The organism is Gordonia sp. CPCC 205515, assembly GCF_048537925.1.
Classification (GTDB): domain Bacteria; phylum Actinomycetota; class Actinomycetes; order Mycobacteriales; family Mycobacteriaceae; genus Gordonia.
Genome location: NZ_JBCLVJ010000012.1, coordinates 53,669 through 70,340 on the forward strand (window position 1 = coordinate 53,669; position 16,672 = coordinate 70,340).

General features: G+C 66.0%; 11 protein-coding genes. 6 read left to right on the forward strand and 5 right to left on the reverse strand.

What is annotated here, in order from left to right:
* Nucleotides 1-135 precede the first annotated feature (135 nt).
* Nucleotides 136-1,434, forward strand: a complete 1,299-nt coding sequence (locus tag AAFP30_RS19620; RefSeq protein ID WP_419231678.1) for a DUF7373 family lipoprotein — start codon at nt 136-138, stop codon at nt 1,432-1,434.
* Between the two features lie 8 nt (nt 1,435-1,442).
* Here AAFP30_RS19620 and AAFP30_RS19625 read toward each other — a convergent pair whose 3' ends face one another.
* From AAFP30_RS19625 to prpD, 4 genes are all read right to left on the reverse strand, one after another.
* Nucleotides 1,443-4,832, reverse strand: a complete 3,390-nt coding sequence (locus tag AAFP30_RS19625) for a pyruvate carboxylase (protein WP_419231679.1) — start codon at nt 4,830-4,832, stop codon at nt 1,443-1,445.
* 93 nt (nt 4,833-4,925) lie between these two features.
* On the reverse strand, nt 4,926-6,050 hold the full coding sequence (locus AAFP30_RS19630) for a bifunctional 2-methylcitrate synthase/citrate synthase (RefSeq protein ID WP_419231680.1): 1,125 nt from the start codon (nt 6,048-6,050) through the stop codon (nt 4,926-4,928).
* A complete protein-coding gene (prpB, locus tag AAFP30_RS19635) occupies nt 6,047-6,961 on the reverse strand; it encodes a methylisocitrate lyase (RefSeq protein WP_419231681.1) in 915 nt (304 codons plus the stop codon). The genes AAFP30_RS19630 and prpB overlap by 4 nt, the downstream gene beginning before the upstream one ends.
* On the reverse strand, nt 6,961-8,463 hold the full coding sequence (prpD, locus tag AAFP30_RS19640; protein ID WP_419231682.1) for a 2-methylcitrate dehydratase PrpD: 1,503 nt from the start codon (nt 8,461-8,463) through the stop codon (nt 6,961-6,963). Before prpD ends, prpB begins: the two co-directional genes overlap by 1 nt.
* A gap of 118 nt (nt 8,464-8,581) precedes the next feature.
* On the opposite strand from prpD, the gene AAFP30_RS19645 reads away from it, so the two are divergent.
* The 5 genes from AAFP30_RS19645 (at nt 8,582) to AAFP30_RS19665 (ending at nt 15,909) form a co-directional block, all read left to right on the forward strand.
* Entirely contained in the window at nt 8,582-10,018 is a 1,437-nt protein-coding gene (locus AAFP30_RS19645; RefSeq protein ID WP_419231683.1) for a short-chain fatty acyl-CoA regulator family protein, read from the forward strand.
* A 313-nt stretch (nt 10,019-10,331) separates the two neighbouring features.
* On the forward strand, nt 10,332-11,918 hold the full coding sequence (locus AAFP30_RS19650) for a DUF222 domain-containing protein (protein WP_419231684.1): 1,587 nt from the start codon (nt 10,332-10,334) through the stop codon (nt 11,916-11,918).
* Nucleotides 11,919-12,851: 933 nt separating this feature from the next.
* Nucleotides 12,852-14,351, forward strand: a complete 1,500-nt coding sequence (locus tag AAFP30_RS19655; RefSeq protein ID WP_419231685.1) for an MFS transporter — start codon at nt 12,852-12,854, stop codon at nt 14,349-14,351.
* Nucleotides 14,352-14,396: 45 nt separating this feature from the next.
* The gene (locus AAFP30_RS19660) at nt 14,397-15,350 is read left to right on the forward strand and encodes an HpcH/HpaI aldolase/citrate lyase family protein (RefSeq protein ID WP_419231686.1); all 954 of its coding nucleotides are present in this window, start codon (nt 14,397-14,399) and stop codon (nt 15,348-15,350) included.
* Nucleotides 15,351-15,363: 13 nt separating this feature from the next.
* Complete coding sequence (locus AAFP30_RS19665; RefSeq protein ID WP_419231687.1) at nt 15,364-15,909, forward strand: flavin reductase family protein; 546 nt, start codon at nt 15,364-15,366, stop codon at nt 15,907-15,909.
* A gap of 12 nt (nt 15,910-15,921) precedes the next feature.
* Here AAFP30_RS19665 and AAFP30_RS19670 read toward each other — a convergent pair whose 3' ends face one another.
* A complete protein-coding gene (locus AAFP30_RS19670) occupies nt 15,922-16,623 on the reverse strand; it encodes a GntR family transcriptional regulator (protein ID WP_419231688.1) in 702 nt (233 codons plus the stop codon).
* Nucleotides 16,624-16,672: the final 49 nt, after the last annotated feature.

Here is a 16,672-nt window from a genome sequence, read left to right on the forward strand (position 1 = left end):
GCGAACATTCTCGGTCACCGTACGCTGCCGACACCAGCATCTGCGGTCGGGAACATTTCGCGTCGCCGTCGCATCGAACCCGAGACAAGACGATCGATCGCGACGACACTGTCTGCGATGAGAGGGGAACGACAGATGACGAACTGGCAGCGCAGCGCGGCCTTGGTGAGTGCGGCCGCGGCGGTCACGATGATCGCCGGCTGCTCCACCGATGGAACCGCGACGAGTGAATCGTCGACGCAGTCCACAACGGCGCCGGTTGCCACCTCATCGAGCGCACCGGCGTCGGTCGACGTCGCCGCGCTGAACACGGGGAGTTATCCGACCAGTCCCCGCCCACCGTTCGGCGAAACCACCCACGACAACCTGCTGCAGGTCGAGGGCCAGCGGATGGCGCAGTACATCGTGGTGCCGTTCGAGGTGGACCAAGACCTCACGAACTCCGCGTTCCCGACGATGGTCATCACCGGCCGCAGCACGCTCCGACCGGTCCTGCCGGCCGAAGTGGTTGCGGTCCCGGCGAACAACAACCTCGTCGGCGGATTCGTCGCCGCGGCCACCACCCCCGGGGAGAACCTGCGGGACGGGCAGAAACGCTCCCTCAACAACATGGTGGTCCGCTATCTCACCCCGGCCGATGCGAAAGCCGCCGCACAGCAGATGGCCGCTGCTCTCGCGGCCTCGGAGAAGACGACGGTGTCCACGCTGCCGGGACTACCCGACACGCAGGTCGTCCGCGTCGACGCCGACGGCAAGAGCCGCATCGTCGCCTTCACGCCGCACAACAACTACGTGCTCTACCAGTGGTACGAGACCGGCGCCGGACAGAAGAGCAAGCTCGAGCCGACGGTGCGCTCGCTGATCACCCAGCAGTCCACGCTGATCGACCAGTTCCCCTACACCCCGACGAAAGCCGAATCGGCGGCCGGAAACCCGAATCCGACAAAGGTTCTCGTCGATCAGAACCACATCCTGATCTACGCGCTGCCCTACACCGACGAGCAACTGAAGAAGTCCGAGGGCACCGGGGCCCCGAGCGCCACCATCCGCGCGGTCTACGGACCGCGCGGCATGGCCCAGATCAGCGCCGACCCGCCCAACGACCTCCGGCTGCTCACCGATGTCGGTTCCACCGCCAACGCCGTCGAACGCTCAAATGTGTACCGCGCCAACACCGATGACGGTGCCGACACCATCGTCGACAGCCTCGCATCGTCGGCGCGCAACCGAGGGTTCAGCGAGATCGCCGATCCGCCCGGTCTCTCCCCCGCCACGTGCCTGTCCGACACCAGCGGCAGCACTCCGCGCGTCCTGTGCCTCGTGCAGGTGGGACGCTATGTGGGCGAGGTCAAGTCGACCAACCAGCAGGATGCCTACCAGCAGATCTCGGCGCAGTATGTGATCCTGACCAAGGCGGATCAGCGGGCGAACTGAGCTCCCGCCTAACCGATTTCGATCAGCAGGTCACCCGGGGCAACCTGGGTGACCGGGCCGATCGCGACCCGCGCGACCTTTCCGCCGACCGGTGCGGTGATCGTGGCCTCCATCTTCATCGCCTCGATGGTGCCGATCGCCGCACCCGCGACGATCTCGTCGCCGACACTCACGCTCAACGACACCACCCCGGCAAACGGTGCACCGATGTGATGCGGGTTGGACCGGTCCGCTTTCTCTGCGGCCTCGACCGCCGAGTCGATCGACCGGTCGCGCACCGCCACCGGACGCAACTGCCCGTTGAGGACGCACATCACGGTGCGCATGCCCTTCTCGTCGGGTTCGCTGATCGCCTCGAGTCCGATGAGCAGTTGCACGCCGGGTTCGAGCTGAACGCGGTGCTCCTCGCCGTAGCGCAGCCCGTAGAAGAACTGGTTGGCGCTCAAACTCGATGTGTCGCCGTAGTTTTCGTAGTGCTCCTCGAACTCCTTGCTCGGGCCAGGGAACAGCAGACGGTTCAGCGTCACCTGACGGTCCCGCCCGGAGGAGTCGAGGGCCTGCGAATCGGCGTCGGAGATCTCCTGCGTCGGAGCCGGCTCGGCACGTCCCTCCAGCGCCAGCGACCGCAGCGGTTCGGGCCAGCCACCGGCGGGATCGCCGAGTTCGCCGCGCAGGAACCCGATCACCGAATCCGGGATGTCGTACGACGACGGGTTCGCGGCGAACTCGTCGGCACTCACCCCGCGTCCGACCAACGCCAGCGCCAGGTCACCGACGACCTTCGACGACGGTGTCACCTTGATCAGCCGGCCCAGCATCCGGTCGGCCGCGGCATAGGACTCCTCGACCGCCTCGAACCGGTTACCAAGTCCGAGGGCGATGGCCTGCTGCCGCAGATTCGACAGCTGCCCGCCGGGAATCTCGTGGGTGTAGACGCGTCCGGTCGGAGCCGGAAGCCCGGACTCGAACGGCGAGTACACCTTTCGCAGCGCCTCCCAGTAGGGCTCGAGGTCGCACACGCTCTGCAGGTTGAGTCCGGTGTCGCGTTCGGTGTGCGCGGTCGCGGCGACGATCGCCGACAGCGGCGGCTGACTGGTGGTGCCCGCCAACGCCGCCGACGCGCCGTCGACCGCCGACGCACCGGCCTCCCACGCCGCCATCAGGGTGGCCAGCTGGCCGCCCGGGGTGTCGTGGGTGTGCACGTGCACCGGCAGCTCGAACTCCTTGACCAGTGCGGAGACCAGTTTGGTCGCCGCCGGTGCCCGCAGTAGTCCGGCCATGTCCTTGATCGCCAGCACATGCGCACCGGCGTCGACGATCTGCTCAGCCAGCCGCAGGTAGTAGTCGAGGGTGTAGAGATCCTCGGCCGGATCGGCGAGGTCGCCGGTGTAGCTCATCGCGACCTCGGCGACCGCGGTACCGGTCTCGCGGACCGCGTCGATCGCCGGACGCATCTGCTCGATGTTGTTGAGCGCGTCGAAGATTCGGAAGATGTCGATACCCACCTCGGTGGCCTCCGCGACGAACGCGGTGGTCACCTTGGTCGGGTACGGGGTGTAGCCGACGGTGTTGGCGCCGCGCAGCAACATCTGCAGACAGATGTTGGGCATCGCCTCCCGCAACTGCGCCAACCGGTCCCACGGGTCTTCCTTGAGGAACCGGAGCGCCACGTCATAGGTTGCGCCACCCCAACATTCGACGGACAGCAGCTGCGGGGTCAGGGCCGCCACGAAGGGCGCGACCGCCACCAACCCGCTGGTCCGCACCCGGGTGGCCAGCAACGACTGGTGCGCATCGCGGAAGGTGGTGTCGGTGACCCCGAGCGCTTTGCTGGCCCGCAGATCGGCGGCGAATCCTTCCGGGCCCAGCTTCAGCAGCCGCTGGCGTGACCCGTCGGCCGGATGGGCCAGCACCGACTTGTCGAGGGCGGGCAGCTTGTCGCGCGGGTAGACCGTCGTCGGGCGTTCGCCGTGCGGCTTGTTGACGGTGACGTCGGCCAGAAAGTTGAGGATCTTGGTGCCGCGGTCGGCGGAACTGCGGGAGGTCAGCAACCACGGCCGGTCCTCGATGAACGACGTGGTGACCTTGCCGGCGCGGAAATCCGGGTCGTCGAGCACCGCCTGCAGGAACGGGATGTTGGTGGCCACACCGCGAATGCGGAACTCCGCGACGGCGCGTCGGGCTCGCCGCACTGCGGTGGCGAAATCCCTTCCGCGACAAGTCAATTTGACGAGCATGGAGTCGAAGTGGCCGCTGATCTCGCCGCCGAGTACCGCGCCGCCGTCCAGTCGCACGCCCGCGCCGCCGGGGCTACGGTAGGCGGTGATCCGGCCGATGTCGGGCCGGAACTCGTTGGCCGGGTCCTCGGTGGTGATACGGCACTGCATCGCCGCGCCGCGGATCGTGATCTTGTCCTGCGTCAGACCCAGATCCGGCAGCGACTCACCGGATGCGATCCGCAGTTGCGAGCCCACCAGATCCACATCGGTGATCTCCTCGGTCACCGTGTGCTCCACCTGGATGCGCGGGTTCATCTCGATGAACACATAGCGTCCCTGCTCGTCGAGCAGGAACTCCACCGTGCCGGCGCAGGTGTAGCCGATGTGTTTGGCGAAGGCGACCGCGTCCGAACAGATCTTTTGCCGCAACTCTTCGGGCAGGTTGGGGGCCGGCGCCAGTTCGACGACCTTCTGGTGGCGTCGCTGCACCGAGCAGTCACGCTCGAACAGGTGGATCACGTTGCCGTGGGTGTCGGCGAGGATCTGCACCTCGATGTGGCGCGGGTTGACCACGGCCTGCTCGAGGAACACGGTCGCGTCACCGAATGCCGCATCGGCTTCGCGGGAGGCCGCGCCGATCGCCTCGCGCAGATCGTCGATGGTCTCGACCCGACGCATGCCGCGGCCGCCGCCACCGGCGACCGCTTTCACGAACACCGGGAACTGCATCGTCTCGGCCGCGGTCATCAGCTCGTCGATGTCGGCCGACGGCTCCGACGACGCGAGTACCGGCAGGCCGGCCGCCTTCGCCGCGGCGGTGGCGGTCGCCTTGTTGCCGGTCAGCTCCAGCACGTCGGCCGACGGACCGACGAAAGTGATGTCGTGTTCGGCGCACGCCGCCGCGAGGCCCTGGTTCTCCGACAGGAAGCCATAACCGGGATAGATCGCGTCCGCACCGCAGCGGATGGCCGCGCCGACGACCTCGTCGACCGACAGGTAGGCGCGGACGGGCTGACCGGGGTTGCCGATCTGATAGGACTCGTCGGCTTTGAGGCGGTGCACCGAATTGCGGTCCTCGTAGGGGAAGATCGCGACGGTGCGCGCACCCAGCTCGTAGGCCGCACGGAACGCGCGGATGGCGATCTCACCGCGGTTGGCCACCAACACCTTGTCGAACATGTTCGGACTCCTCATCGTTCGGCACTCACGATCGGCACGGCCCCCCAGCTGTGGGAAATGGTACGTGGCTGCGCCAGGGTCCGGTGAGGCGGATCACCACTGCAGCTGCCGCTGCGGCGGACCCGAGTATTCGCTCAGCGGTCGGATCAAGGCGTTGGAGGCCGCCTGTTCCATGATGTGCGCCGTCCAGCCGGTGATCCGGCTCATGACGAAAATCGGTGTGAACGAACCGATGTCGAATCCCATGAGGTGATAGGCGGGGCCCGTGGGGAAGTCGAGGTTCGGCTTGATTCCGGTGCGCTCAGCCATTATCTGCTCCAGCTCCGCGTAGATCTGCAGCCATCGGGTGTCCCCGACATGGCGGGAGATCTCGGTCAGCGCGTCCTTCATCGTCGGCACCCGCGAGTCGCCGTTCTTGTAGACCCGGTGACCGAAACCCATCACCTTGTCCTTGGCGTCGAGCTTGGCGTTCAACCAGTCCCGTGCGCGTTCGGGTCGGTCGATCTCGATCATGTCGTACATGACGGCCTCGTTGGCCCCGCCGTGCAGCGAGCCCTTGAGCGCACCGATGGCCGCGGTGACCGCGCTGTAGATATCGGACTGTGTCGAGGTGACGACCCGAGCGGTGAAGGTCGATGCGTTGAAGCTGTGCTCGGCATAGAGCACCATCGATTTCTCGAAGGCGCGCACGATGATCGGGTCCGGCACCTCCCCGAAGCACATGGCCAGGAAGTTCTCCGCGTAGCCAAGTCCGTGATGCGGCGCAATCGGATCGAGACCGCGCCGGCGGCGCATGTCGGCGGCGACGATCGTCGGCACCACGGCGAGCATGCGCAGCGACTTCTCGTAGTTGGCTTCCGGCGTCGCCAGGTCCTCGTCGGGGTCCTCGGTGCCCAGATAGCTGATCGCGGTCCGGACCACATCCATTGGGTGGCAGTTCTCCGGAATGCGTTGCAGCACGGACTGAGTCGACCGATCGATCCGTCGGTTGGCGCGCTCGCGCTGGGTGAACAGTGCGAGTTCCCCGTCGGTCGGCAGTTCGCCGTGCCACAGGAGGTAGGCGACCTGCTCGAAACTGCAGTGCGCGGCCAGGTCCTGCACCGCGTAGCCGCGGTAGGTCAGTGAGTTGGTCTCGGGCACGACCTTGGAGATCGCGGTGGTGTCGACGACGACACCGGCGAGACCCTTGTGAATGGTGGGCGGGGCCGCAGTGGTCATTGCCGAACTCCTTCGAGAGAAAAGTTGAACAGGGAGGTGTCGAAATCGTTGTAATCGGCGTAGCGCAGCAGCTCGTACAGCCTGCTCCGGTGTTGCATGTCGTCGAGAAGACCGGTTTGCGTTCCCTCCAAAGCGATTTCACGCAATCCGCGCTCCACCGCACCCATCGCGATCCGCAGCGTGGTCACCGGGTAGATGACCGCGTTGTAGCCGACGTCGGTGAGTTGGGAAACGGTGAGCAGATCCGACTTGCCGAACTCGGTCATGTTGGCCAGCAGTGGCACGTCGACCGCCTTGCGGAACTGCTCGAACTCACCGAGATCACGGAGCGCCTCGGTGAAGATCAGATCGGCGCCCGCATCGACGTAGGCCTTGGCCCGTTCGATCGCGGCGTCGATACCTTCGATCGCGCGGGCATCGGTGCGCGCGCAGATGACGAAGTTCTCGTCACGGCGGGCAGACACCGCCGCCCGCAGTCGCTTGAGCATCTCGTCGGTGGGTACGACGTCCTTGCCGTCGAGATGTCCGCAGCGCTTCGGGTTGACCTGGTCTTCGAGGTGGCATCCCGCGAGGCCGGCATCCTCGAGTGCGGCGACCGTCCGGGCGGCGCTCATCGGCTCACCGAATCCGGTGTCAGCGTCGATGAGCGTCGGCAGGTCGGTGGCCCGCGCGATGGCGCTGCCGCGGACGGCGACCTCGGACAGCGTGGTCAGCCCGATGTCGGGCAGACCGAGGTCGGCCGAGAGCACCGCGCCGGAGACGTAGACGCCCTCGAATCCGACGTCGGCGATCAGTTTCGCGACGAGCGGCGAGAAGGCACCGGGCCACCGCTGCAGGGTGCCGGAGGAGAGACCGGCGCGCAGTGCGCGGCGCTTCTCGCTGTCGGTGACGTCAGAAGAGAACAGCGACATCAGAAGATCCCCTTCGGGGTGCTGGGCGCCTTGTCGAGAACCACGGGCAGCACCAGTGTGTTGAGCGCGTCGAGACCATCGGCCGGGATGTCGGCCAATTGGGCTGCCGCAGTGAGGAACCGATCCTGCTCGGCCGCGTCGACCACACCGTCGGCCATCGACCGGAACTTGCCGACGTACTGATCGCGGGCGAACGGACGAGCACCCAGCGGATGGGCGTCGGCGACGGCCAGCTCGTCGGTGATGACCTCGCCGTTGCGCAGGGTGATGACCGCCTTGGCGCCGAAAGCCTTCTCCGCCGGATCGGTGGAGTGATAGCGACGGGTCCACTCCGGGTCCTCGACGGTGGAGATCTTGCGCCACAGTTCGACGGTGTCGGGCCGGTTGGCGCGCTCGGGGGCGTAGGACTTCTCGTGATCCCACGTACCGTCCTGCAGTGCGACGGCGAAGATGTACATCACCGAGTGGTCGAGGGTCTCGCGGCTGGCCGACGGATCGAACTTCTGCGGGTCGCCGGAGCCGGTGCCGATCACCACGTGGGTGTGATGGCTGGTGTGCAGCACGATCGACTCGATGTCGTCGAAGTTGCTGATCTTGTCGCGCATGCGGCGGGCCAGGTCGATCGGGGCCTGGCTCTGATACTCGGCGGAGTGCTCCTTGGTGTAACTGTCGAGAATGGCGCGCTTGGCCTCGCCGGGGCCGGGCAACGGAATGGTGTATTCGGCGTCCGGGCCGCTGAGCATCCAGGCGATGAAACCGTCTTCACCCTCCCAGATCGGCGCCGGGGCCCCCTCGCCGCGCATCGCGCGGTCGACGGCCTCGATGGCGATCTTCCCGGCGTGGGCCGGCGCGTAGGCCTTCCAGCTCGAGATGAGGCCCTTGCGCGACTGGCGGGTCGCGGTGGTGAGGTGCAGTGCCTGACCGATGGCCTGATAGATGGTCTCGGTGTCGAGGCCGAGCATGGTGCCCAGTCCGACGGCGACCGACGGGCCCAGGTGTGCGACGTGGTCGATCTTGTGCTCGTGCAGGCACATTCCGCGAACCAGGTCGATCTGGACCTCGTAGGCGGTGGCCAGACCACGGATCAACGACTGGCCGTCGGCACCGACGTGCTGGCCGACCGCGACGAGAGCGGGGATGTTGTCACCCGGGTGCGAGTATTCGGCGGCGAGGAAGGTGTCGTGGAAGTCGAGTTCGCGGACTGCGACGCCGTTGGCCCAGGCGGCCCATTCCGGCGAGAAGCGTCCCTCGATGCCGAAGACGGTCGAGCCAGGTTGTACGGGACGGGCCTGTGCCTGCCGACGGGCGGTGGTGACGGGTCGACGGATCACCGACGCGGCGCTCACGGCAGCATTGTCGATGATCCGGTTGATGATCATTTCCTGCGTGTCGGCGGGCACCTCGACAGGGTCGGCAGCCATCTCGGCGATCTTCTGGGCGAGATGTTCGGACTGCGGGAAATCTTCGGAACTGCGGTGGGTTCGTACGGTGTGGTTGATCATGTTCGCACCGTACGCACATCGAGAATGTGCTGAAAAGACCTGGCTAATGCGTATTTTTGCGGATTGCGCGGGACAGATTTGCGAACGTTGTGAACACGGAGTGGAGTACGGTGCTCCCATGGCGCGGATGTTCGTGGGTGCACGATTACGACGACTCCGGGATGACCGCGGCCTGTCTCAGGCCGCGCTGGCCCGACGAATCGACCTGTCGACGAGCTACGTCAACCAGCTCGAGAACGATCAACGCCCGATCACCGTGCCGGTACTGCTGAGCCTGACCCGCGAGTTCGATCTCGACGCCGACTATTTCGCCACCGACGGCGACGCGAGGCTCGTCGCCGACCTCGCCGATGTGCTTGCGGCGCAGCCGGATACCCCGCCCGTCAGCCGCGCGGAGATCGCCGAGCTGGTATCCCGAATGCCGGCCGTCGGCGCCACGCTGGTCAACCTGCACCGCCGACTGGCCGCGAGCGACGCCGAACTCGAGACGTATCGGGCGCAGGCCACCGGCGACCCCGCTCGCCCGACCGCCACCCCGATGCCGTTCGAGGAGGTGCGCGATTTCTTCTACGATCGACGCAATCACATCGAGGCCCTGGACGCGGCCGCCGAACAGATCTTCGCCGACAACAACCTGTCGATCGGCGGACTGGACCTGCAGCTGGCCGAACTCTTGCGCCGCGACCACGGACTTCGGGTGGAGATCACCCACGACACCGACGCACTCGCACGTAGCCGGACGCCGAAGCGGCGCTACAACCCTACTGAGGCGACGATTCACCTCGCGGGCCGCCTCACCGCCGGGCAACGTGCATTCCAGCTCGCCACCCAACTCGCACTGCTCACCCAAGCCGACGTCATCAACCAGATCGTGGCCGAAGCCGCCGATCTGAGCGACGAGTCGGTGCCCGTCGCGCGGATCGGGCTGGCCAACTACTTCGCGGGCGCACTGTTGCTGCCCTACGAGATCTTCCGTCGAGCGGCCGAGGCCGCCCAGTACGACATCGAGGTGCTCAGCATCGGCTTCGAGGTGGGCTTCGAGACCATTTGCCATCGCCTGTCCACGCTGCAACGCTCGAGCAACCGCGGCATCCCGTTCATCTTCGTCCGCGTCGATCGGGCGGGAAACATCTCGAAACGACAATCCGCCACCGCATTTCACTTCTCCCGGGTTGGCGGCAGCTGCCCACTCTGGGTGGTGCACGACGCATTCGCGACCCCGGGTCGCATCGCCACGCAGGTGTCATCGATGCCGGATGGCCGATCATATTTTTGGCTCGCCCGTACCACTTCTGAACAGGACGGCTACCTGTCCCCGCACAAGAGTTTTGCCATCGGCCTGGGCTGCGACATCGCCCACGCCGACCGTCTCATCTACTCGACCGGAGTCAACCTCGCCGACCCGCGCACCATCGTGCCGATCGGCGCCGGCTGCAAGGTCTGCGACCGCCCGGCCTGCCCGCAGCGCGCCTTCCCCCAGATCGGTCGCCCCATCCACATCGACGACACCGTCAGCGACACCATTCCCTACCGCCCCGCCCCCACCGCTCCCTGAGCGTCCTTCCCTCTCCCTGAGTCGCCTACCGCTCGCGCTCCCCGAGCCCCTTCCGCTCCCCGCTCCCCGAACCGCGACCCCTTCCGCCCCGAGCCCTCCTTCCGCTCCCTGAGCAGCCCGCGAGGCGCCAGCCGAGCGAGCGTGTCGAAGGGTCTTCGCGCGACCGAACAGAATTGTCAGACCCCCGAGGTATGTTCTTGGTAGCAGGAAGAAGACAACGAACGAAGCGCCGCGACCCCGGGTTTGAGGGGTTGCATCAGAGATGAATGTGGGTGTCCTGCAGCCATGTCCGCATCTCTGAAAGGTCGCGCGCGTGTCTTCGACAGTCGACTCACCCCAGACGCCCGTGTGGCGTGGGTTGCCGGCTGCCTTCCTCGGCGGCATCGACCCGGCCGACGCCGATGAGGCACCTATCAACGACCTCCTGCTCGGGATGACCGATCTGGATCGCGGCCACTCCTACCTCGCCTACTGCGACTACCGGACGGCCCAGGTCGTCTACGACCGCTTCGTCGCCGCGCGGGAGGACACCGACGGCTTCGTGGTCGACGGTTTCGCCGACGCGGCGACGCGGATCGCGCAGACGCGGGCGATGACCCGTCACCAGGCCGAAGTGCTGTTGAACGAAGCTGTCGTGCTGCGCGACCGACTGCCCGAGGTGTTCGAGTGCCTCGGCGACGGGGTGATCTCTCAGCGCCAAGCTCAGCAGATCATCGTCGACACCGATCTCATCGACGGCCAGTCCTATGCTCCCGAGGTCGATGCGGAGATCGCTCGACGGTTGCGGAAGGGCACGTTTTCCACCAAGGCCCTGCGGAACATGGTGGACCGCATCATCTTCCGCCACGATCCGGATGCGGTGCGCGAACGCCGCAAGGACGCCATCGACAAACGGGGCGTCTGGGTCGAGAACCGCAGGGACGGCACCGCAGAACTCACCGCGGTGATGTCGGCGGAGAACGCGCGCATCGCCTACGCGCATATCGACTCTCTCGCCGATCGGGTGTGTGCGCATGATGGTCGCACCAAGAACCAGCGCCGCTCGGATGCCGAGTTCGCGCTACTGACCGGCAGCGACTTCGCCTGTGAATGCGGCCGCGACGACTGCACGGTCACCGCGTTGACCCTCGACGATGTCACCGGCGACAACGTCGATGACCCACCGTCGAAGGCTCTGGTGCAGGTGCAACCGAAGTTCGTCATCCACGTGGTCTGCGATGAGGCCACCCTCGAGGGCCGGGCCAACAATCCCGGCTACCTCGACGGTCACGGGGTCATCGACGACGAACACGTCCGCGAGCTCGCCGCCCGCCCGGACGCGCGGATCGCACCACTGATCCCGCCGGGCACCCCGATCAACCCGGACGGCACTGTCACGCTGCTCGGGTCACTGGCGTCGGACCCGTACCGGCCGACCACCTCACTGGATGCGTTCATCCGCATCCGCCACGGCGTATGCAGTGAGCCCGGGTGCACGAAGAGTGCGTGGGAGTGCGATGCCGAGCATGTGGAGGAGTTCGACCACGACAACCCCAGCGCCGGCGGACAAACGACGTCGGAGAACATGAATCCGAAGTGCCGGCCGTGGCATTTGTTGAAGACGTTCTCGGGCTGGCTCGACGATCAGTGGCGCGATGACGATGGCCAATTACGCACGGAGACAGTCACTCCCGAGGGCCTCATCATCCCGGGTGAGGCCGAGACCATGGAGGAACTCTTCCCCGGGCTGCGCCGCATCCGCTACACCGCCCCACCCCAGGCCCCACCGGCCTCCGACGCCCCGAATCAGGAACGCCCGACCCGCACCCGCAGTCGGACGGCGAACAAACATGCCCGACGCCGGGCGGAGAGGAATCGGAACAGGAAGCGACACAACGAAGGACCCGAGGCGCCGTTCTAACCTCGCCGGCGAGATCACCATGGCAAGTGCGCCCATGCGCGACTCTGGGTCCACACAACGCGGCGATTGCACTAGGGTCCTTCAGCGTTTCAGCGTCGGGCGTATCGGTTTCGTGGGATTTCGATCTCGAAGAAGGACTCGCCGACCACGGCGACTTGGCGATGGATCTAACAGACGTGCTTGTTGCGCTCGGCGAGGTCGCACAGGAGAACCAGCGAGGAATTGTGTTGCTGGTTGACGAAGTACAGTTTCTCCGAAAGTCCCAATGAGAAGCCCTCATTGCCGCAATCACAAAACGGTCCAACGAAAGCTTCCGGTGACGTTCGTCGGGGCAGACCTACCTCAGATCGCCGAGCTCGCCGGAGACGCGAAGTCGTACGCTGAACGGCTCTTCACGTTTCCAACCATCGGATCACTCACTCCCGATCAGGCCCGAGCGGCATTAGCCGGCCCAGCATCCCAGGAAGATGCGCACTACCAACCAGATGCATTGGACCGCAGTATTCAGATCACGCAGTGCTACCCGTACTTCCTCCAAGAGCTCGGCTATCAAGCCGTGGGAAGTCTCCTACGGAGACACAATCACTCGCGACGATATCGACGTCGCACAGGAAGCTTACGAAGCAAAGCTGGACACTTCGTACTTCCGCGTTCGACTCGATCGCGCTACACCTCTGCAGACCGCGTACATGCGCGCAATGGCTGAAATGGGACCTGAGCCACAAAAGGCGGGCGATGTTGCTCGTTTGATGAGCCGCGAGTCAACCCAACTCGCCCCCACTCGAGCCGAACTGATCGATATGGGTTGACCTATCTGTTCCTGAGATCCGACGCCGGAACAAGCGCCGGTCACGGCAGCGCCGTTCTGACCACCCACCCGAACGCCCGTTCGGGTGTCGGATCTGCGTGGGTTACCGTGTTCAGCGGAGGTGGATGTCGGTGAGCGCGCTCGATGGGTCGGAGACGACGACGCCTGACCGGTCCCCCGACAACACTCCACCCGAACACCATCCCCGACTCGCGGTCACTGTGCTGTGCGCAGCAGGCATCGTCGTCGCGCTGATGCAGACCATCATCGTGCCGCTCATCCCGAGCCTGCCGACGCTGCTGAACGCCGAGCCGAGCAACACGTCGTGGGCGCTCACGATCACGCTGCTCACCGGCGCCGTCATCACACCGATCGGCGGCCGGCTCGGCGACATGTACGGCAAGCGCCGCATGTTGATCGCCAGCATGGGTGCGGTCACGATCGGCTCGATCGTATGCGCACTGTCGACGGCACTCGTGCCGTTCCTCATCGGCCGTGGCCTGCAGGGACTCGGGTTCGGCACCATCGCCCTGGGCATCAGCGTGATGCGCGACATCGTGCCGCCTCGACACCTTGGCGCATCGGTGGGCACCATGAGCGCGTCGCTCGGTGTGGGTGGCGCACTGGGCCTACCGTTCTCCGCGGCCATCGCCCAACACCTCAGTTGGCATGCACTGTTCTGGGCCTGCGCGGTCGCGGCCGTCGCCGGTGGCATCGGCATCCGACTGACCGTCCCGGAGAGTCGGGCGCCCAGCGGCGGACGTTTCGACATCCTCGGCGCGATCGGGCTGACGACGATTCTCGTGTGTCTACTGTTGCCGCTCTCCAAAGGCGCGCAATGGGGTTGGGCCGCGCCGCTGACTCTGGGTCTGTTCGCCGCGTTCGTCGTCGTGGCGCTCGCGTGGTGGTTCCTCGAACGACGACTCGCCACCCCGCTGATCGACACCCGCTTGGCGATCGAGCGGCCGGTACTGCTCACCAACATCGCGTCGATCGCCGTCGGATTCGCGTTCTACTCGATGCAACTCATCCCGATCCAGTTGCTCATGGCACCGACCGCATCGCCGAACGGGCTCGGTTTCGACATGCTCACCGCCAGTCTCGTCCTCACCCCGAGCGGACTGGTGATGTTCGTGTGCTCCAACCTCAGCGCCCGACTCACCGCGCGCTTCGGACCTCGCGTCTCGCTGGCCGTCGGTGCGGTGATCCTGGGTATCGGCTACACCGTCTTCATCGTCGCGATGGCCGGACCGTGGCCGATGACCTGGTGGCTGATGGTGATCCTGGCGTCCCTCATCGGAGCCGGACTGGGTGTTGCCTACTCGGCGATGCCCGCGCTGATCATGCGGGCAGTCCGGGTGGAACAGACCGGCGAGGCCAACGGCGTGAACGCGCTGATGCGTGTCGTCGGCACCTCCACCTCGGCAGCGGTGGTCGGCATGATCCTGACCGCGTCGATGATGAGCGGCACCACCTCTGACGGCAGCACCTTCACCGTTCCCACGACGAGCGGTTATCTCTGGGCATCTGGCATATCCCTCGGAGCATGCGTGGTGGCAGCCGTCCTTGCGATGGCGATTCCCGCGACACAACCTATCCGGGTCGACCAAACCACTCGACTATGATATATCAATTATGAACTGATACATCAGATGTGAGGAGTTCGCGTCATGCCACAGTTACGTCCCCGCCGGTCTACCCTCGCGGTTCCGGGGTCCAGTCAGAAGATGATCGACAAGGCGCGCGGACTCGCACCCGACGCCCTCTTCCTGGACCTCGAAGACGCGTGCGCACCAGCGGCAAAAGATCAGGGACGCAAGTTGATCGTCGACGCCCTCAACGAAGGCGGCTTCGGCGACATCGTCCGTGTCGTTCGCATCAACGACTGGACCACCCCGTGGACTCATCGCGATGTCATCGATGTGGTCGGTGGCGCCGGCGCACACGTGGACTGCCTCATGCTCCCCAAGGTCCAGAGCACGGCCCAGGTGCAGGCGCTGGACATGCTCGTCACCCAGGTCGAGAAGTCCGAAGGTCTCGAGGTGGGACGGATCGGCTTCGAGATCCAGATCGAGAACGCCCAGGGACTGCTCGCCATCGAGTCGATTGCGGCGGCGAGCCCACGGACCGAGACGCTGGTCTTCGGCCCGGCGGACTTCATGGCGTCGATCCAGATGAAGTCCTTGGTGGTCGGGGAACAGCCCGAGGGTTACGACGTGGGCGACGCGTACCACCACATCCTGATGACGATTCTGCTCACCGCACGGAGTCATGATCTCCAGGCCATCGACGGCCCCTACCTCGCAATCAAGGATCTCGACGGCCTCCGGCGGGTCGCACAGCGTTCGGCGGCACTGGGATTCGACGGCAAATGGGCGCTGCACCCGACCCAGATCGACGAACTGAACGACATCTTCTCTCCTCGCCAGGACGACTATGACCACGCCGAGGACATACTCGACGCGTACGCCTGGCACACCTCGTCGGAGGGTGGGGCGCGAGGCGCGGCGATGCTGGGCGACGAGATGATCGACGAGGCCTCACGGAAGATGGCGCTGGTCGTCTCGGCCAAGGGTCGCGCGGCCGGGATGAGCCGTACGCGTACCTGGCAACCGCCGTCGTGAGGTGATGATCGGAATGTCAGATCACCCCAGTCGCACAACGCATTCCGCAGACCCGGCAGCACCCGAGCAGTTCATGTCCGCATTCCGCGGCCATCCCGGCGGGGTGGCCGTCGTGACGGCCGACGCGGGCAGCGGTCCGGTCGCGATGACGGTCACGTCGGTGTCGTCGACCTCGGTCGACCCCCCGGTGATGATGTTCTCGGTATCGGATCAGTCGTCGAGCGCACCGACGCTGCGAGCGGCGCAGACGGTCGTCGTCCATCTGCTCGACGACACCGACCTCGACGTCGCGAAGCTGGCGGCGACCAGCGGTATCGATCGGTTCGCCGACACGTCGCTCTGGTCCCGACTGCCGGGTGGGGAGCCGTATTTTCACCGAACGCGTACGTGGATCCGCGGCGCTGTGACCGCGCGCGCCCAGGCCGGCGCGGCGACGGTGCTGGTGGTGCGGGCGCTCGACATGTCGTCCGCGCCGAGCGGCGTGGTAGACGACCGACGCCCGCTCGTCTACCACGCACGTTCCTGGCACGCCCTGACCGAGTCCTCATGCATCGAATGAGGCAGCGCTGCTTCAGTTCTCGGTCAGCTCCCGGTCACGTAGGTGCTTCACCAGCAACTGCGCCGCGGCGTCGAAGTGACCCTCACTGACCTGACGGGCGGTCGCGCCATCCCCGTGGGCCAATGCCGTCACGAGTTCGTCGTGCTCATCAAGGGAGCACGGCACCTGCTCGGGGAACAGATCGAAGAAGCGACGCGGAATCATCCGGCCCGCGTCCGCGAGCATGCCCTCAAGGCGAGGTGAGCCTGCGGCCTTGTTGATCTCGCGATGGAACTGCCAGTTGAGTGTGGCGATATCGTCGCCGACCTCCGTGGCGATCCGGATCTCGCGATGCAGCTCACGCACTCGCAACAGCTGTCGCGGCTCGATCCGCGCCGCAGCCCACTGCGCGGCGACTCCGGACAACGCGGCCATCAACGTGAAGTTCTCGATGGTCGACTCGGCAGACACACCGATAACCGTGACCCCACTGCGCTGCGCCACCCGGACCAGCCCGTCCTGCGCGAGCGTCAGGCACGCCTCGCGGACCGGTGTACGACTGGTCCCGAATTCGCGCGCGCATTCGTCGAGGTCGATCCGCACCCCCGCGGCCAACTCGCCGGCCAGAATCCGTTCCCTCAACACGTCACCGACCCGCTCCCGTTCGGTCCGGCGGCCCGCGTGTTCGTCGACCACTTCGCCCACCAACCACGGTCCGTGATCGACCTCAGCCACCTGTTACCTCGCGCATCCTCGCCCTCCATCCGGTGATCGCTGTGCCACA